Source organism: Sphingobium sp. RSMS, assembly GCF_005406185.4.
GTDB classification, from domain to species: domain Bacteria; phylum Pseudomonadota; class Alphaproteobacteria; order Sphingomonadales; family Sphingomonadaceae; genus Sphingobium; species Sphingobium fuliginis.
On record NZ_CM191257.1, the window covers coordinates 962830 to 980223 of the forward strand.

Sequence of the window (17394 nt, forward strand, 5' to 3'; positions counted from 1 at the left end):
AGCGAAACAATATTGTCACCCCTCGCGCGCACGCGCGCACGCGATGGGAATGAGCGGTATGGACCATGAGCCGCGCGATCGGCGCGCCAGATTGTTTCGCGCGATCCGTTCCTTGGGGCTGACAGGCGGTTAACTGGTGCATATAGGTCGTTCAAACGTTATTCACGCGCCGACCCCTAATCGGCGTAAACAAAGGCCGCCTGTCCCCCGGGCGCAGAGGAGAAGATGAACATGCGTTTTGTTACCCCCGTGGCGCTCGCGCTGACTCTCGCGCTGGCTGGCGGCGCCGTTTCGGTTCCGGCATTCGCGGCCAAGAAGGAAGAGAAGAAGGGCGGCGCGCCCAAGCTGAACGTCTCGCCCGACGTGGTGAAGGCGCTGCAGACCGCGCAGCAAGCCGCCGAGAAGCAGGATTTCGCAGCGGCCAAGGCCGCGCTGGCCGACGCCGACAGCAAGGCCAAGTCGAACGACGACAAATATCAGATCGGCGCCATCAAGCTGAACACCTCCATCGCCGGCAAGGATGCGGCGATGCAGAGCGAGGCGCTGACGCAGATGCTGGACAGCGGCCTCACGCCGCCGGAACAGGCCGGCCAGTTCAACGCCGTCGCCGCCGATCAGGCGCTGCAGGCGAAGAATTACGATCTTGCCATCACCCGCGCCCAGGCCGCGGCGCAGGCCGGTTACAAGCCCGAAGCGGTGAACGTGACGCTGGCGCAGGCCTATTTCGGCAAGGCCGGCACCGCCAACGCTTCGGTCGAGCCGCAGCGTGGCCTGAACCAGCAGGGTCTGGCCGCGCTCAAGGCCGCGGCGGACGCCACCAGGGCCTCGGGCGGCCAGGTGCCGGCGCAATGGTACCAGATCGGCGTCAGCCGCGCCGCGACGGCGAAGCTGCCTGAAGTCACCGAATGGGCCAAGATGGCCTATCAGGCAGCGCCCAGCGGCGAAAATCTGCGCACGCTGATCCGTCTGTTCCAGCAGGCCAATCCCAATATCTCAAACCGCGAGAATCTGGACGTGCTGCGCCTGATGGCGACCTCCGGCGGCCTGGTCGTGGCGCAGGATTATCTGGAATATGCCGAAATGGCGTCGAAGACCGGCATCTATGGCGAAGTGAAGTCCGCGATCGACGCGGGCCGCGGCAAGGGCGTGCTGAACGCCAGCCAGGGCGGTGACCTGTACCAGCCTGCCGTGTCGAAGATCGCGGGCGACAAGGGCTCGCTGGGCACGGCCGAAGCCGATGCGCGCAAGGCGGCCAATGGCAAGATCGCGGCGGCCACGGCCGACGCCTATCTGGGCTATGGCGACTATGCCAAGGCGGCGGCGATGTTCGAACTCGCCAAGCAGAAGGGCGGCGTCGACGCGGACGAGATCAACACCCGCATGGGCATCGCCAAGGCTCTGGGCGGCGACAATGCTTCGGCCAAGGCGGCTTTCCAGTCGGTGCAGGCCGGTTCGCGCAAGCAGATCGCCGATCTGTGGCTGGCCTATCTGGCCACCAAGGCCTGATCTTTGCCTGATGGAGGCGCGCTGCCCGGTCCGGGCGGTGCGCCTTTTTCATCTTCGAACATGATGACGGTCTGGCCGGAGCCAGGCGACAAGGGGGATGGCTGACATGGCCATGATGAGACATTCCAATCTGACCTGCGGGCTGCTGGCCGGCGCCGCCCTGATGGCGGCCGCGCCCGCCGTTGCGAAGAAGCCGGCCGTCGGCCCCGCGATCCAGATGTCGGACAGTTTCCGCGCCGCGACGCAAGCGGCGGACAGCGCGATCAAGGCCGGGGATGTCTCGACCGCGCAGGCCCAGATTTCGGGCCTGATGCCGGTCAGCGATTTCGAGGCCTATGTGGCGGCTGGCCTGCGGTTCCAGCTGGCGGTGCTGAAGGTCGACCGGCAGGCGCAGCGGGTGGCATTGAACGACATGTTCAAGACCTCCTCGGTGCCCAAGGGCGATATGCCGCGCCTGCGCTATATTGCGGGCTATCTGTCCTATATCGTCGGCAATTACGACGATGCGACGGCGCAGCTCGATTACGCCCGGACGCTCGGTTACGATCCGATCGACGCCACCATGCTGCGCGCGGACATCGCCATCCGGCGCAACAAGCCCAAGGATGCGCGAGGCTTCGTGCAGGAGGCGCTGGCGCGGCAGCGGACGGCCGGGCAGCCGATACCGGCCGCCTGGTACGACCGGGCGATCTCCATGGCCTATCAGGCAGGGGACTGGACGGAGTTGGGGGCGTTGTATCGGGAGCGCCTTGCCCATTATGATTCGGCAGGGGAATGGCGGTCGGCTCTCGCCAATTACCTGACGGCGCCCGGCATGGATGCGCAGGTGCAGCTCGACCTCTATCGCCTGCAGGCGGCCAATGGCGCCATGGCGAGCGAGCGCGACTACCAGGCTTATGCGCAACTGGCCGACAAGACGGGCTATAGCGCGGAGACCAAGGCGATCATCGAGGCCGGTCGCTCGGCCGGCAAGCTGACGCCGACACAGGCGGCGACGGCGCAATTGCTGAAGAGCGCGACGCCCAAGGCTGCGAAGGAAATCGCGGGCCTGCCCGCTGCGGCGAAGAAGGCGTCGGCGGCAAAGGACGGGTCGGCGGCCATGGGCGTGGGCGACACCTATTTCTCGCTCGGCCAGTTCCCGCAGGCGGTCGAGCAATATCGCCTTGCCCTGAGCAAGGGAGGCGTCGATGCCGGCAAGGCCAATGCACGGCTTGGCGTGGCGCTGGCGCGGTCGGGCGATCTGGCCGGGGCGAAGGCCGCACTGGGACAGGTGACGACGGGCAACTGGGCGAATGTCGCTGGCTTCTGGTCCGTCTGGGTGGATCAGCAGAGCAGGAAGACGGCCTCCATGCCGACGGCGACGCCTGCGAGCTGAGGGAGAAGCCGGGCTGCTTGTTGGCCAATACAAGACATTCCCCTCCCGTAAACGGGAGGGGTTAGGGGTGGGCGCGAGCGTAGCGAGCTTCTGACTTAGCCGTTGCAAAACAGCGCAGATGCCGCGGCAGCATACCCCCCTAGCCCCCTCCCGCCTGCGGGAGGGGGAATGGCAGGAAACCAACCCTGACCGTCACCCTTCAAACGGGAAGCGGCACGCCCGGCAGGTTCTTGGATGTCCTTATGGTGAGCGAGGTCTTCACGCTGACCACATTGGGGGCGGGCGTCAGTTTCGACGTCAGGAATTGCTGGAAGCTTTGCAGGTCCTTCGCCACCACCTTCAGGATGAAGTCGATTTCGCCGTTCAGCATATAGCATTCGCGCACCTCGGGCAGGGTGGCGATGTGATCTTCAAATGCCTTCAGGTCGGCTTCGGCCTGACTCTTCAGGCTGACCATCGCGAAGACCGTGATGGTGTAACCCAGCATCGATGGGTTGACCACGGCATGGTAGGAACTGATGGCCCCGCTTTCCTCCAGCGCGCGGACGCGGCGCAGGCACGGGGGAGCCGTCAGGCCCACCTTGCGGGCCAGCTCCACATTGGTCATCCTGCCGTCGCCCTGCAATTCGCCAAGGATCTGGAGGTCGATGTCGTCAATATTGGGGCCGGCCATTATTCCGCTTATTTCCTTGCCAGTTAATAAGGCGTTACCATAATAATATTTCAGGACAATGCAATTGTCCCACTATGCGACGTTCGCATAAGAACCCGTCCGCGGCCCTTCCCCTTTGCGGCGCGAAGCATTATTCCTGTGTAACGATCTCTCCGGCGGAAGGTTTTTCAGTGCTGCGCCGGGGCTGGAATTTGGGGAATTCGGGTGCGCTTCAACGATCTCATGCAGACGGTTCTCGCCGCGGAAGGACGCAGCGGCATCGGGGCCGTCACGCTTTGGCGGCAATGCGTGGATCTGCTGGCGCAAAACGACCGGCACGACCGATCGATCATGTCCGATGCGGAGCGGGCGGCGCTGCTGGAACGGCTGACCGGACTGCTGCCGAAACTGTCGGAAACGCAGCGGATCGCGACGGTCGTGGAATTGGGCGGTCGGTTGCGGTCGCCCACGCTGGTCGAATTCTTCGCCAATGACCGCCCGGCGATTGTCGCCGCCGCCATGTCCCGTGCGCGCCTTTCCGACGCGGCCTGGGTGGAGATGTTGCCGCGCCTGACGCCCACGGCGCGTGGCGTGCTGCGGTCGCGGCGCGACCTTGGCCCGGCGACGCTGCAGGGGCTGGAGGCGTTCGGTGCGACCGACCTGGTGCTGACCAGCGATGTCGCGGTCGAGCAGGAAGACATGCTGCTGACCGAGGCGATGATCGTTCCCGCCGATCCGAAAATCGACCAGCCGCAGGCCGAGCCGGTCGAGGAGGCGGAGGAGGATCGCAGCCAAATCCGCAATCTGGTTGACCGGATCGCACGCTTCACCAGCGCCCGGCGCGCAGGCGACGCGGACGAAGCGCCGCAGCGCCCCGCCATCACCGGACCCCGCGCCTTCGCCTTCGAAACGGATGCGTCCGGAACGATCGTCTGGATCGACCAGGGACCGCGGGCGGCGCTGATCGGCCTCGCGCTCAACGAGACGGCGCTGGAAGGCGGCAGCGGCCCGGATGGCCATGTCGCGGGCGCCTTCATGCGGCGCAGCGGTTTTCAGAACGGCCGCTATACGATCGTCGGCGGCACGATGGCGGGCGAGTGGCGGCTGTCGGCCACACCCTTTTTCGATCCGCGCTCCGGCCGCTTCCAGGGCTATCGGGGGCAGGCCCGGCGGCCCTATCTCCACGAAGTCGCCGCCGAACCCCGCGTCGAGCCCGTGTCCATCGCCGGCCTGTCCGCCGATTCGATCCGGCAACTGGTGCATGAACTCCGCACGCCGCTGAATGCGATATTGGGCTTTGCCGAGATCATCGAACAGGAACTGTTCGGTCCGGCCGGTCCCGAATATCGCGACATGGCGGGCAAGATCGCCGTGGATGCGCGGCATCTGCTGACGGCCTTCGACGATCTGGACCTTGCGGCGCGCGTGTCGGGGGGCGAGGGCGGGAACGAGGCGCCGCGCGCCGTCGACCCCGCGCTGCTGGTGACGCAGGTTTCGGCGCGCTTCCGCGAGCAGGGGGACAGCGCGCAGATCGACATCGCCATGGCACGGGGCCTGCCGATGGTGCGGATCGATCCGGTGCAGGGCGAGCGCATGATCCAGCATCTGCTGCGTACGCTCATATCCGTTGCACCGGCCGGGGAAGCGCTGACCGGCGCCTGCTGGTATCAGCCGGACGGGGCGGAAGGCCGCGTGGTGCTGGCCATCGACCGGCCGTCGACGCTGGCGGGGATGGAAGAGGACCGGCTGCTCGATCCGGGCTATATGCCGGACGGCAATTGGGCGGACGGCCCGCTGCTGGGCCTTGGCTTTTCCCTCCGCCTGATCCGCAGCCTGGCGACGGGGTGCGGCGGGGCGCTGGACATCGAACCGGGCCGTTTCCTGCTCGCCGTGCCGGCCATGGCGGAGACGGAGGATGCCGTCGGCAGCGCCTGACTTGCGCCGAGCGAAACCCTATCGCAACCAAATCCGGGTAGCGGTGGCGGGATGACGACGCTTTTCCATGACGGCAACCTGCTCCGCGCGCCAGCGGCGGAGGACAGGGTTACGCTCGATCCGGACTTCGGCACGCGCTTCATGCTGTTCGTGGATACGGAGGAGGAGTTCGACTGGAACGCCCCCTTCCGCCGGACGGGGCATGGCGTGACGGCGCTCGACGGAATGGCGCGCGGCCAGGCCTATTTCTCGGCCGCCGGGGTGAAACCCGTCTATGTGACCGACTATCCCGTGGTCGACAGCGACGCAGCGGCGGAGTTGATGGGAGGCTGGCTGGCCGATGGCGCGGCCGACATCGGCGCGCATCTGCATCCCTGGGTCAATCCGCCAAATGTCGAGGAGGTGACGGCCGCCAACAGCTATGTCGGCTTTCTGCCGGAGGCGGTGGAGCGGGCGAAGCTGGAAGCGCTATGCCAACGGATTGCGGAACGTTTCGGCGCTCGTCCCATCGCTTACCGGGCCGGCCGCTACGGTGTCGGGCCCAATAGCGCCCGCCTGCTGGAGGAGGCTGGCTTCCGGCTGGATAGTTCGGTCCGCAGTCGATTCGATTATGGCGGGCAATATGGTCCGGACTTCCGGGGCTTGCCGCAATATCCCTATTGGGCGGGACCCGGGCGGAGCCTGGTAGAGCTGCCGCTGTCCACGGCCTTTGCCGGTCTGCTGCGCGGCGGTGGCGAGCGTCTGTACCGCGCGGCGCAACTCATGGGACCGATGGCTGGCGCATTGGCGCGTACCGGGATGTTGAGCCGCATACCGCTGACGCCCGAAGGGATCGACGCGCGGGAGGCGATCGCCGCAATCGACGCCCTGTTGGGGGAGGGCGTGCCGGTGCTGAATTTCAGCTTCCACTCCCCGACGCTGGAGCCCGGGCATACGCCCTATGTTCGCGACGAGGCGGACAGGACCGCCTTCTATGGCTGGTGGGACGCAGTGCTTGATCATCTGGACAGGCGAAATGTTCGCCCCGCGACGCTGGATGCGTTCCTTAACGCAGTCCAGCCGCGAGGACAGGCTTGCCAAGCGGCCTGATGCTGCCTATCCGGGCAACAAGGTGGGGCCTGTAGCTCAATGGTTAGAGCTGGCCGCTCATAACGGCTAGGTTGCGGGTTCGAGTCCTGCCGGGCCCACCAACACTCGATTTCATGAGCATTATGTGATATCATAAATCCCTATAAATCAGGGGTTTGTGAGCCGTTGTTCATCCATAATGTCTCAGGATGTCTCGGGGTATCTCACGAATCGTGGGGTATCGGTGGGGGTATCGAAACCAATTTTTGGGGTATCGATGACTCTTACATACGCTGAAGCGAAAAACGCCGCCGCCACCGGGCGGAATTACAAGATGACCGATTCTGCCGGTCTCTATCTCTATGTCACAAAGGCCGGCGCGAAGTCGTGGCGGTTCAGATATCATTTTGCCGAGCGCGAGAAGCTTGTCACTTTCGGGCTGTTCCCCGAGGTCGGGCTTGCCGAAGCGCGGGAAAGGCAAAAAGAGGCGCGCGAACTGCTCCGGCAGGGCATCGACCCTGCGGTGGAGTTTGTCCGACGGAAGGCGCAGGCCGTAGTTCAGGCGGACGCCAGTTTTCGTACCAAAGCCGAAGAATGGCTTACGGAAAACGAGCCTTGGTGGTCTGCCGCCAACGCCTTCAGGGTTCGATCGAGGATCGAGAAGGACATCTATCCTGAGTTCGGGAAGCTCCCGGTCAGTCAGGTCACCAGCGAAATGGTCCTCATCGCCCTTCGCAAGATCGAACGGAGAGGCGCGATCGAGACTGCGAAGCGGGTCCGCGGCTACATCCTGGGTGTTCTCAAGCGCGCTCGCGGCGAAGGGCTGGTGACCACTGAAACGATCGTCAGCGTCGAGATCGTCGCGGATGCGCTGAAACGCTCGCCTCCGGGGATCAAGCAACCAGCGCTCACGCGCGTGTCCCAGCTTATCGAATTTCAGAGACGCGTCGATCTCTCTACCGGTGGCCCGTTGAGCAAGCTGGCCTCCCGGCTGCTCGCTCTGACCGCCGTCCGCGTTGGCGTCCTTCGAACCGCGTTGTGGGACGAGTTTGAGGGCATCGACTGGGAAGATCCCGACAAGCCTGCGCCGGGGGCGATCTGGCGGATACCCGCCGGGCGGATGAAGCTGGCCGTCGAGGACAAGAGCAATGCCGCTTTCGGCCACGACGTCCCGCTTTCCTGGCAGGCTGTCGAAACGCTGCGCGCCATACGGGTACTCACCGGAAAGTTCAGCCTCGTCTTCCCGAGTAGCCGGTCCTGGCGTTTGCCGATGAGCGACGCGGCTGTCAGCACCTTGTACAAGCGGATCGGGGATGGTGCCTATAAGGGGAAGATGGTGCCGCACGGCTGGCGTTCGGCATTCTCTACGGTGATGAACGAGCGGGCTGCGGAACTCGAGCGTGACGGCGATCGCATGATCATCGATCTTGTTCTGTCGCATGTGCCCAAAGGCATATCGGCGTCGGAATGGGCCTATAACCGCGCGCGCTACTTCAAGCCGCGGCGGGAGATGCTGCAGGCCTGGGCTGATCTGATCGGGGACGGGCTCGAAAGCCCGTTCGCTCTGGTGAATGTTCGGATGGCCAAGGGCAGGCTGCTTTCACGCTGGGAAAGCGCGCCGACGGGTCCGAACGTCATCCAGTTCAGGCCGGCCAGGCGTTAGGCCAGCCAGTTTGATCTTGCGAGATCGAAGGGCGCTGGGTTCAGGGATTGCGTGCCGCGCTAGCGGCACGCAGACTTGAAATCGTTTCGGTGAGATATTCGCGGCTCATAGCCTGCGCCGTATCAACGAGATAGGCCGTCCCTGGCCTGAACATCAATTGGCCAATGATCGACCGAACGAATTCTGGCTTGGCGTTCTTGATGATTTCCAGCGCCTTTTCGCAGTGGCCCAGGCCACATTGTCGCAGTGCCGAGACGACGTAATCGATACCGTGCTGATCGCCCACGGCTGCGAGATCAAACATGTCACGCGGCTGGAAATTCCATCCACGGTAATACACCTTCTTCGCGATGATCTCGGCAGGAGTTTCAAGATTAACATCGCGATTCCTGATGACAGCTCTCTGAGTAGGGTCATCGGTTATGCTTTCGCAGCAAATAAAATCGATCTCGCCTATATCCTTATAGGCAAGCTTCAAAACCCCATTTCCGTCCGCGACGTAGCTATCAGGCCGTCTGTTGAGAGAAATTCCCTGTGTTTCAGGATTGAGATAGGGTATGATTTGCGGATCATCCAAAAACAGATCGATGTCATGGCTTTCGCGATGATCGATTTGCAGCATGAGTGCCGTGCCGCCGCCGAAGGTCCAATCTGGAATGAAGCCGTTGGTCGACTGAAAATGATCGAAGATGTTGCCCGCCAGATCGAACAGGATTGGCCACTGGCTCGCTTGGTTGTTCGGCACCCGTTTAAGCCGCCAGAGGCAACGCGTAGCCGGAAAGCTCCGAAAACTGGCATGCTACCTTGCTGGCCGCTGCGGCACTCACGCCCATCTCCTTGAGAAAATCCTGTTGAATGTCAGCAGGAACCTCGGAGAAGAAAGAAAAGGCCATAGCGTTGAAGGTGACCGCACTTTCCAGATCGGTGAGAAGCTCGGCCAGTTGATGCGCAGAAAGGTCCGCCCCGTAGGGAGCGTTCACTGTCGTCAGAACCTGTACCGTTACGCTACTCATCGAACTACCTCGAACGATCTCCGTCGGATCGATCACTACCATATATCGATCTTATGTTATCAAAACAAGAATGGCAGAAATTACCATTAACTTTCAAACATCTATGCGAAAAATTGGCCTGATCGACCATTCCGTCATTCAGGAGCGACATGGCGGCTTCGATAGGTAGCAGCATAATCAGTTCGCCCAATTCGGCATCGGTCTGCAGTCGACCGGACTTCAGCATTCCCAAGCCGGTTTGCGCCGAAATAGCTCCTGCAACGGCTCTGAAGGTGCGGGCGGAGAATCGAGCATTGCCAGGAACCGCTCATGCTGCTCAGCGTCGAGCAAGAAGGTGCGTTGGTCGAGAATGGCATCCTCGGCTTCACGGCGCGCGCAATCGAGCATGAACTCGGAGAGTTTCTGGCCGCGCAAAGCGGCTGCACGGGTGAGGACGGCCTTCATGCTTGCCGATGCCCTAATCTGGATGACATCATCCTTGGGCGCTGATGAGCGCCGGTTCGAATTCGGTTGTACCGTCCGCGCCATTTTTGCGAGCCTTCCCTTAGATTCCCGGCATGCCTTTCTTCTAATGACGATGCCAATATATTTTTGGTGGCGGTCGATGCGCGGTGCTCAGAAGGGGCCGCTGGCGAAAACCGTCGGGGTGCCGCACTGGTTCGTCTGGCTTAAGACGGTAGATTGTTGGGCCCCCGCCTGACCTTATCGCCGCGCGGATCGCCTTTTCACCGTCTGAATGAAGGCCTTTGGATTTGCGATGAAATCCTCAATGTCGCTTCCGTACCATCCAACGCATCGTGGGCTGATCTGCTGTCGGTTGGGGAAGTGGCCCGCAGCCTCAAGCCTGTAGATGGTCGCGCGGGAGAGACCCGTCCGCTGAGCAACCATGGCAATGCGCCACAAGGAGTCGGTACGACGATCCTTCGCAGCAGGTATGACGAACTGCTTTGCCGCATCCGGCGGCGCCGAAACATTTTTAGGCATCAATCAACCTCATGAATGAGGTCTGCCCGGCCAAACAAAATGATGCCGCCGAATCGCAGGAAAATCAATGGATTTGCTCGATTTATCTGGTGGCGACGGCATTTTGTGAGAGCGAAAACTGGACCCGAAATGGGGGCATCGACGAAGGGAAGGGGGAGGGCGCGATGGGTAGCAGGGGGCTGGAGTGATCGGATCTTGGTAAACCAGGTGACAGGAGGACGAAACTTCCTGATTTCGGAGGGTTAGCTATTTTCCGCGCGGCTCCAAGATGGTAGGTTCGGCGAAGAGGAATTGATGATGGCTGCAACCATTGAACCCAATGACGCGGATCGGAACCCCGACGAACTTCGTCTCAGGGATTGGCTTTCGCGACCCTGGTACGCGAAGCTCTGGTGGAGTGGCGTGCCAGTCTATTGGCTGGGCATGCTTGCTGCCCTCAAGCTGGATGCTTTGACAGAAGTTTATCATTCGGCTGCCGGTGGATATCTGAATATCTTCTTCTTTCCGCCCATTGTGGCGCTAGTTCTCTCTTTCGGATTCATTCGACGCTGGTTGGGATCATTGCCAGCTGCGACAGACGGTGAGTTTGATGAGGACTATTTTAGGGATCGCAGGAAATACGGCCCATCGGGGATGCCGTGGCAGTTTGATCCTCTAGATCCGCGATCTGGCGCATTCTGGATTGGCAATCCTTTAAACCCGCTCAATCCCAGCAATATCAATCGCGTTTCTTGAAATGAGGATCGCCATCAAATGGTCCATTGGCAAGATCTGTGGAGAAGCGCCCCCCGCTTAGCAGGGATGACTGCTCCCAGGATGTCACCGGAGCATTTACATCGACTGTACCTCGGCCACTATCGGCATCTTCGAGATATCGATTTCGCAGTCCATCGCGTCCAAGAATTTCAGCCGAAAGGTGGTTGGCGAATGAAGATGCCGGATTGAGCGATTTGGACGCCGCACGCTCAGAGTTTGCGATTGCCTGGCGTACTTCGAAATTGACTATGTTGAGCTGGGCATTGGCCGCTTCGCTGGTTGTTCCGCTTTCCTGCGAGGACGCACCGAGTGACCCGGCAAACTGACCAAACCCAGCCGCCGCTCCTGCGCGGCTGCCTTTGCTTCCACGACTCGTTGATCCACCACTGATCTCCGCTTGGACAGAAGTGCTAAAGGCAGACTGGTCTTGCGCTGCTCTCGTAATCGACCGTTCCCAACCGGTCTGAGCCATGATCGCCTGCACATCCCGTTGGAGCGTGTCAGCGATCTGCGGCTTGAGACGCCAATTGCCCTTTCGGTCCATTTCGAATCCGCCCTTGAGCCAGTTGGCCATGGCGGCGCGACCTTCGGCACCGCCGCCCATGAAATGCTCGATCGTGTCGGGACCGGCCTGCTTGCCGGCCTCGAACCGCGTGCTGGTGTCATTGCGCGCCGATTTCTCGAACCCTGCGCTACTAGAGACGAGCAGGTCATTATGAGCGAGGCTGAAGCGGGCATGGCCGCCATTGGCGACCGCACCGAGCTGGCTCTCGTTAAGGAGGCCAGCCTGCCACATCTGGGCGGCCGTCGCCGGGGTGAGGTTCATCCTGAAATCGCCATTCTGGTCCATGGCGATCTGGCGCTTGCTCATCTCGATGCCGTTGGCCCGCAGCAGCCCCTGCATGCGGGACAGACGCTCGCGCTCTACGATACTGGTCATCCGCGCGTTTCGCGCCCGATCAGCGATGCGGTCGGCACCGCCTTCCGACATGTCGAGCTGGTTGCCACTCGCATCCGCCAGCGTCCGAATGAAGCTGTCGAGACGAGCTGCCTCGCGCGTGGACATGCTGGCGGCCTCGGCGCCTTGCGCAAAACCAAAATTATCCGACTGTCGGCGTTGCTCACCGATCCGGGCGGCGCTGCGTGTTCCATCGTGTCCGACCTCCTTCTGCGCGTCGAGTTTCCCCGACCGCTCGGCGAAGTCGTAACCGGCAGCTTCGCGGGTCCGGCCATAGACGCTGGTTCCTTCGCGCGCCGCTTCGGCTGTCGCCCCGTCCGCCGTCCCAAGATCGGTCGCCGCCCGATAGGTTTCGAGAGCCTTGGTTACCTGGGCCTCATTCCGGCCAGTGGCGCGGGAGAGTTGCGTGATGGCGGAGGAGCGCGCTTCACCGGAGAGGGCATTGATGAAGGCGATGCGGCGGCTCATCTCATCAACGGGGAGGCCGAGCATGGTGGCGGCGTTGCGGTGGCCCTGGTTCCCGCCGGTGCGATAGGCCTGCTCGGTCGCAACATTGCCTCGTTCCACCTGAGACACCCGGTCACCGGCGTAATCCCGGCGTCCCTCCATGGTGCCGACCTGCACCTGGGCGGAGGTCAGATCGTTGCGCAGCATTTCCTCCTGCGCGTAGCTGTTGGCGATGAGCTTGGCGAAGGTCGGATCGGCGCTCGCCTCGGCGATGACCCCGCTCGCCTTCAGCGCCGCGTCCTGCGGTGAATAACCCCCGCGCTCAAAATGCCGCGTCGCCGCCTGCATCATCATGCCATAAGCGCGAGTGTCGCCGAACGCCCGCCATTGGACCAAGCCTTGGGTGAAGGCCCCGAATGCCTTCTCGCCCGCTTCGCCCGACCCGAAATAGCTGGTGCCAAGGCTTCGCAGTGCGTCCTTTTCGGCAAAGTTGTGGATCGCGCCGGTTGCCGCCGCCGCGCGCACAGCGCTCGCCGTCGCCGGATCATTGAGGTCTCGGCCGTGGAGTGCAGGCGCAAGGCCGCCCAGTTCTCGTGCGGCGTCCGTGCTTCCGAGGGCCATGGCCGCGCTGCCGGGCGCCCCGCCGCCATGGGCCGCACCAACAGCGCCTGCTGCACCGAAACTCCGGTTGGTGCCGAAGGTTGAGCGCTCCCCGAAGTCACCGAAGCCGGAAGCGGCCGACCGGCGTGAGCCCGTGCCCATGGCCGAGGCCTGCGCTTCAAGGGCCGTAGCAAAGCCTTCGGAGGTCGAGACCCCGGCAGCCGCGGCCGATCCCTGGGCCTGGACGCCAAGCGAACCGCCGGTGAAGGATGAGAAGACGTTGCCCGAGAAGCGGAACACCGTGAACACGAACGCTCCAGCTAGGCCCGCCGCTGCTGTGCGGAAACTGCCGAAGATGGCGAGCGCCTTCATCGCCGAGGAGGGGGCAAGCATCCAGGTCGTGGCGGCCACATGATTGGAGCGCATCTCGGCCAGCACCGCCATCGCGCGGCCAAGGGTCAACTGATAGATGCCGGCGTCGATCACGCCCCACAGCGCCACGAAGACGAAGAGCCCCAGCGCGAAGCTCGCGACCCGCAGGTTGATCGGCGTGAGGATGAACAGCAGCGCAATCGGCATCATGAACAGCATGATCCCGAACACTGTCGCCCGGATCGTCGGCATCCATTCATTGGCGGTCGACATGGTGGCAAGGCCTCCCGCCACCACCGCGCGATTGGCCATGACGCGGGCGGCTGTCGCCGGGCTGTCTTCGAAGAGAACATCGCCCACGCTGTTTCCAAGCAGGATGTTGGTGAAGAAGGCCTGGGCGGTGAGCGGCGTTCCCAGCATCATGTCGCTCATTTCGGAGAGATTGCTGCGGCAGCGCGCGAGCTGGTCGGCCTTGGCGATGTCATAGCCGGTGCGCTGGCAGACCTGGGAGGAATAATCCTCGAAGATCGCCGGGTCGGAGAGCCGATCCGCGATATGGGTCCAGGCCTCGTTGCAGCTGACCGTCGTGCCGCCCTTGTCCGAGGCTGTGAAGATGGTGCTGAAGGTCGAAGGCCCCGCCATGGCGGCGAAGGACGCAGGAAGGTCGGTGCTGGTGCGAAAGAGCTGGTCGTCGTCGATCCCATAGGCCGGCGAGACGCGGGCGACCGGATAGCATTGGCGGACATAATCCTTGATCGTCGCGTCGAGAAAGGCATCGGTCATCGGCCCTCGCGGACTGACGGCATTGAGGAACAGGTCGAAGGCATGGCCGCCCGCACCGAATTCGAGCTTGGCATGCGGGTCGAGTGTATTGTCGTCGATCGTTTCGGCCAGCGCCCGCTCCATCATGTTGGTGACGCCCGCCACCAGAACGATGAGATTGGGGACGTCGCCGACCGGCTGATATGCGTTCCTGACCCGATCATAGACATGGACGGTGCCGGTCGTTGCGACAAGGCCGACGAACAGGCCGATGCCGACCAGCATCTGAAGACCGAAGGCGACAAGGCCCATGCCGGTGCCGCGGATCATGGCGAGCACGGCGCCGAGCGCCATCCCGACGACCGCGACGATCAGCACCAGCGTTTCGTAACGCGGATCGGCGAAGATCATCGAGACGAGCCGGAACGCATCCACCGTCTCGGCAAAGCCGTCATAGGTGTGAAAGCTCGTCTCCAGAGCGAGGGCAGGGGAGGCGATGAACAGGCTGGCGAGACCGCACAGCAGCGCGGGCAAGCGGGAGATGAGGCGCATGGTGTCCGATCCTTCAGCGGTTGCGGCTGGCGGCGGTGCCGGCGGCGTCGCGCGCGTCCCGATCGCGCTGGCGGATGAGGCCGGCATAGCCCGTCGAGAGGTTCGCCTGGGAGAGCGCCGCCATATAGGATTGCCGCATCTGCGCGCGCTGGCGCAGCACCTCTTCGCGCAGGTCGCGCAGCTGTTCGATGCCCTTGGTGAGGATGCGGGTCTGGCAGATATTGGCGCTGGTTCTATCGGCGGCGCCCGCCGCGCTGGTCCCGCGCTCGGCATTGGAGATGGCAAAATCGATGCTGCGGGTGAGGTCGTTCAACATCTGATAGGCGAGCGTCAGGGCGACCAGCTCGTCGGTATCGCCAATCACCGAGTCGACCACATCCTGTCGCACGCCCCATTCAAGCATCCGGTAGACCGGCAGGGTCCGCACATTGGCGACGAACTGACGCTCCTCGGCCGTCAGCGCTGCGCGCGTCCTGATCTTCTCGGCGATCGAGGTCATGCGCTCACGGGTGAGCGCCAGCGCGCCCTTGGTCCCGTCCTGCGTGCAATCGGCGGCGGTGGCGGGCATGTTGAGCGCGCGGCGCATGACCCGGCCGCTCAGGAAATCATCGGACGACTCGGTATCCTGCCCAGCGCAGGCGGGGATGGCCGAGAAGAGCGGCACCTTGTCGTTGGCGTCCCAGCGCATATAGACGTCGCCCACCCGGGCGCGCATGACGCCCGCCCAATCGGCGGCGCCGACGCGGGCCGCCGCATGAGCCAGCAGCGAGCCGGTGCGGAAGATGTCGGTGACCTCGGCCGGGCAATTGGCGAGCGCGTCCTTCAGATCCTCGGTGGGGCTATTCCCGTTTGCCTGGATTTTCTCTCGGCTTTGCTGATAGCTTTTGGCGTAACCTTCCTTCACCGACTTGTAGCCGGTCATCTCCTCAATGATCCCCGACATGTTATCATCGCCCTTGGCGATCTGGACCATCCGGTTAGCAAGGCGGCAGTCATTCACCTGGATGGAGTTGAGGAAATTGGTGGCCGCCTCCATCTTTGAAATGATGTTCCCCATCTTCTCGTCGAGGGTTTCGAGCAGATATTGGAAAGCGACGGCGGGCGCGGCCTGGAGGATGCTCTCGAGCTTCTGGACGAGATAGTCCGGGTCAAGGAAGGACATACCGCCCAGAAACATGTCGATGCCGCCGCAGCCCGCCTTCACCTTGGGCATGGTGAGCGACATGAGATAATCGCTATGGACATCGATCCGGCCCGACATGCCGCCCGCCGTTACATAGCCGCGAGTCTGGTCCTCGAAGCTGCCGGGGCTGGTATAGGTCACATTGTCGAACCAATGTTCGGCCCAGCTCTGGGCGTGCGCGGGCATAGCTGTTCCGCAGGTTGCAAGCAGAGCCAGAACAGCTAGGGTCGCGCTATATTTGAGATGGGGCATGGCGGCTTCCTTGTCTTGAGGAGTAAGGAAAGGGCCCACCCGCCATATGCGCGCCCTTTGGTATTGCTTGCAAAATCTCTAGACAATTAACCTTGCAAATTCGTAATATCGATCCAAATATGCAAGGATGATTGAACGCCGTATCAAAAGCGAACTTGTCGCCCGACTGGATGAAAGCCCCGCAGTCGCCTTGCTCGGGCCACGCCAGGTCGGCAAGACGACACTCGCGCATGAGATGGCCGATGAGCGGCCATCCATCTACCTCGATCTTGAATCGGATCGGGATCGAGCAAAGCTTACGGATCCCGAACTCTATCTCGAAAACCATGAAGACAAGCTGGTCATACTCGATGAGGTTCATCGGCTGCCGGACCTGTTCCAGCTTTTGCGGGGCCTGATCGATCGGGGTCGTCGGAAGGGATTGCGGACGGGCCGATTTTTGCTGCTGGGCTCGGCTTCGATCGACTTGCTGGCTCAATCGGGCGAAAGTCTTGCCGGGCGCATCGCCTATCTGGAAATGCGTCCGCTCGACGCCCTGGAGGTGGGCGACGGTGATGTTGATCGGCTTTGGATTCGCGGCGGCTTTCCCGACAGCTATCTCGCCACCAGCGATGCCGCGAGCCGGCGTTGGAGGCAGGACTTCATCCGAACCTATCTCGAACGTGACATTCCCATGCTGGGTCCGCGTATTCCTGCCGAAACGCTGAGGCGTTTCTGGACGATGCTCGCCCACCATCAATCGGGCCTGTTGAATGCCTCGGAACTGGGGCGCAGTCTTGGCGTCGATTCCAAGACCATCGCCTCCTATCTCGATCTTCTGGTCGACCTGCTTCTCGTCCGCCGTTTGGAACCCTGGCACAGCAATAGCGGCAAGCGGCTCGTCAAATCCCCGCGAGTCTATGTGCGCGATAGCGGCATCGTTCACACATTGCTGGGTCTGGGCTCCCGCGAAGATGTGCTGGGACATCCCGTCGCTGGTGCGAGCTGGGAGGGGTTTGCGATCGAAACGCTGATCTCGGCAGCGCCTGAGGGCACGCAGGCAAATTTCTACAGAACATCGGCTGGCGCCGAGATCGATCTTCTTCTCACCATCCCCGGCCACGGTCTGTGGGCGTTCGAGATCAAGCGCAGTCTTTCGCCCAAGGTCGAGCGGGGCTTCCACCACGCCTGCGCTGATCTCGATCCGGTGCGCCGGATCGTCATCTATCCTGGAGAAGAGACCTACAAGCTCGCCGAGAATATCGAGGTTTGCGCGATAGCCGAGGCGGGCCGATGGCTCCTGTCTCTGCATTGACGGAATGTCGATGATTGAGGCT

General features: G+C 62.6%; 15 protein-coding genes and 1 tRNA gene. 9 read left to right on the forward strand and 7 right to left on the reverse strand.

The window, feature by feature from the left end:
• Positions 1 to 225 precede the first annotated feature (225 nt).
• Both EGM87_RS04465 and EGM87_RS04470 read left to right on the forward strand, forming a co-directional pair.
• Positions 226 to 1506, forward strand: a complete 1281-nt coding sequence (locus EGM87_RS04465) for a hypothetical protein (protein WP_025552082.1) — start codon at positions 226 to 228, stop codon at positions 1504 to 1506.
• A gap of 106 nt (positions 1507 to 1612) precedes the next feature.
• On the forward strand, positions 1613 to 2881 hold the full coding sequence (locus EGM87_RS04470; RefSeq protein ID WP_137709745.1) for a tetratricopeptide repeat protein: 1269 nt from the start codon (positions 1613 to 1615) through the stop codon (positions 2879 to 2881).
• 199 nt (positions 2882 to 3080) lie between these two features.
• On the opposite strand, the gene EGM87_RS04475 is transcribed toward EGM87_RS04470, so the two are convergent.
• Entirely contained in the window at positions 3081 to 3554 is a 474-nt protein-coding gene (locus EGM87_RS04475) for an Lrp/AsnC family transcriptional regulator (RefSeq protein WP_025551551.1), read from the reverse strand.
• 204 nt (positions 3555 to 3758) lie between these two features.
• Between EGM87_RS04475 and EGM87_RS04480 the strand changes: the two genes are divergently transcribed.
• From EGM87_RS04480 to EGM87_RS04495, 4 genes are all read left to right on the forward strand, one after another.
• Positions 3759 to 5468, forward strand: coding sequence for a sensor histidine kinase (locus EGM87_RS04480; protein ID WP_171010026.1), 1710 nt, complete (start codon positions 3759 to 3761; stop codon positions 5466 to 5468).
• Positions 5469 to 5519: 51 nt separating this feature from the next.
• The gene (locus EGM87_RS04485) at positions 5520 to 6557 is read left to right on the forward strand and encodes a polysaccharide deacetylase family protein (RefSeq protein WP_137709743.1); all 1038 of its coding nucleotides are present in this window, start codon (positions 5520 to 5522) and stop codon (positions 6555 to 6557) included.
• A 25-nt stretch (positions 6558 to 6582) separates the two neighbouring features.
• Positions 6583 to 6658: transfer RNA gene (locus tag EGM87_RS04490), tRNA-Ile, on the forward strand.
• A gap of 155 nt (positions 6659 to 6813) precedes the next feature.
• Positions 6814 to 8199, forward strand: coding sequence for a tyrosine-type recombinase/integrase (locus EGM87_RS04495; protein WP_076605735.1), 1386 nt, complete (start codon positions 6814 to 6816; stop codon positions 8197 to 8199).
• Between the two features lie 40 nt (positions 8200 to 8239).
• On the opposite strand, the gene EGM87_RS04500 is transcribed toward EGM87_RS04495, so the two are convergent.
• The 4 genes from EGM87_RS04500 to EGM87_RS04515 all read right to left on the reverse strand — a co-directional run bounded on the left by EGM87_RS04500 (position 8240) and on the right by EGM87_RS04515 (position 10196).
• A complete protein-coding gene (locus EGM87_RS04500; RefSeq protein ID WP_044662110.1) occupies positions 8240 to 8944 on the reverse strand; it encodes a nucleotidyl transferase AbiEii/AbiGii toxin family protein in 705 nt (234 codons plus the stop codon).
• A 4-nt stretch (positions 8945 to 8948) separates the two neighbouring features.
• The gene (locus tag EGM87_RS04505) at positions 8949 to 9254 is read right to left on the reverse strand and encodes a hypothetical protein (RefSeq protein ID WP_235600721.1); all 306 of its coding nucleotides are present in this window, start codon (positions 9252 to 9254) and stop codon (positions 8949 to 8951) included.
• 177 nt (positions 9255 to 9431) lie between these two features.
• Positions 9432 to 9740 (reverse strand): type II toxin-antitoxin system TacA family antitoxin, encoded by a 309-nt coding sequence (locus EGM87_RS04510; protein WP_044662111.1) that lies wholly within the window; start codon positions 9738 to 9740, stop codon positions 9432 to 9434.
• 174 nt (positions 9741 to 9914) lie between these two features.
• Positions 9915 to 10196, reverse strand: a complete 282-nt coding sequence (locus EGM87_RS04515; protein WP_082718616.1) for a helix-turn-helix transcriptional regulator — start codon at positions 10194 to 10196, stop codon at positions 9915 to 9917.
• A gap of 11 nt (positions 10197 to 10207) precedes the next feature.
• Here EGM87_RS04515 and EGM87_RS04520 point away from each other — a divergent pair, with 11 nt between their 5' ends.
• Positions 10208 to 10384: a hypothetical protein gene (locus EGM87_RS04520; RefSeq protein ID WP_157009830.1), complete on the forward strand. Its 177-nt coding sequence runs from the start codon at positions 10208 to 10210 to the stop codon at positions 10382 to 10384.
• Between the two features lie 106 nt (positions 10385 to 10490).
• Positions 10491 to 10931, forward strand: a complete 441-nt coding sequence (locus tag EGM87_RS04525; protein WP_235600722.1) for a hypothetical protein — start codon at positions 10491 to 10493, stop codon at positions 10929 to 10931.
• Here the strand turns inward: EGM87_RS04525 and EGM87_RS04530 are convergent.
• Complete coding sequence (locus tag EGM87_RS04530; protein ID WP_044663125.1) at positions 10915 to 14643, reverse strand: conjugal transfer protein TraG N-terminal domain-containing protein; 3729 nt, start codon at positions 14641 to 14643, stop codon at positions 10915 to 10917. The two genes, EGM87_RS04525 and EGM87_RS04530, sit on opposite strands and share 17 nt — an antisense overlap.
• Positions 14644 to 14656: 13 nt before the next feature.
• Complete coding sequence (locus EGM87_RS04535; protein ID WP_044662112.1) at positions 14657 to 16078, reverse strand: conjugal transfer protein TraH; 1422 nt, start codon at positions 16076 to 16078, stop codon at positions 14657 to 14659.
• Between the two features lie 127 nt (positions 16079 to 16205).
• On the opposite strand from EGM87_RS04535, the gene EGM87_RS04540 reads away from it, so the two are divergent.
• Positions 16206 to 17372: an ATP-binding protein gene (locus tag EGM87_RS04540; RefSeq protein ID WP_044662113.1), complete on the forward strand. Its 1167-nt coding sequence runs from the start codon at positions 16206 to 16208 to the stop codon at positions 17370 to 17372.
• Positions 17373 to 17394: the final 22 nt, after the last annotated feature.

What these genes read in the sequence shown, in the direction of transcription:
- EGM87_RS04465 (WP_025552082.1), top strand. Translation starts at nt 226, where the DNA reads ATGAACATGCGTTTTGTTACCCCCGTGGCGCTCGCGCTGACTCTCGCG.
- EGM87_RS04470 (WP_137709745.1), top strand. Translation starts at nt 1,613, where the DNA reads ATGGCCATGATGAGACATTCCAATCTGACCTGCGGGCTGCTGGCCGGC.
- EGM87_RS04475 (WP_025551551.1), bottom strand. Translation starts at nt 3,554, where the DNA reads ATGGCCGGCCCCAATATTGACGACATCGACCTCCAGATCCTTGGCGAA.
- EGM87_RS04485 (WP_137709743.1), top strand. Translation starts at nt 5,520, where the DNA reads ATGACGACGCTTTTCCATGACGGCAACCTGCTCCGCGCGCCAGCGGCG.
- EGM87_RS04495 (WP_076605735.1), top strand. Translation starts at nt 6,814, where the DNA reads ATGACTCTTACATACGCTGAAGCGAAAAACGCCGCCGCCACCGGGCGG.
- EGM87_RS04505 (WP_235600721.1), bottom strand. Translation starts at nt 9,254, where the DNA reads ATGGTAGTGATCGATCCGACGGAGATCGTTCGAGGTAGTTCGATGAGT.
- EGM87_RS04510 (WP_044662111.1), bottom strand. Translation starts at nt 9,740, where the DNA reads ATGGCGCGGACGGTACAACCGAATTCGAACCGGCGCTCATCAGCGCCC.
- EGM87_RS04515 (WP_082718616.1), bottom strand. Translation starts at nt 10,196, where the DNA reads ATGCCTAAAAATGTTTCGGCGCCGCCGGATGCGGCAAAGCAGTTCGTC.
- EGM87_RS04520 (WP_157009830.1), top strand. Translation starts at nt 10,208, where the DNA reads ATGAATGAGGTCTGCCCGGCCAAACAAAATGATGCCGCCGAATCGCAG.
- EGM87_RS04525 (WP_235600722.1), top strand. Translation starts at nt 10,491, where the DNA reads ATGATGGCTGCAACCATTGAACCCAATGACGCGGATCGGAACCCCGAC.
- EGM87_RS04530 (WP_044663125.1), bottom strand. Translation starts at nt 14,643, where the DNA reads ATGCGCCTCATCTCCCGCTTGCCCGCGCTGCTGTGCGGTCTCGCCAGC.
- EGM87_RS04535 (WP_044662112.1), bottom strand. Translation starts at nt 16,078, where the DNA reads ATGCCCCATCTCAAATATAGCGCGACCCTAGCTGTTCTGGCTCTGCTT.
- EGM87_RS04540 (WP_044662113.1), top strand. Translation starts at nt 16,206, where the DNA reads ATGATTGAACGCCGTATCAAAAGCGAACTTGTCGCCCGACTGGATGAA.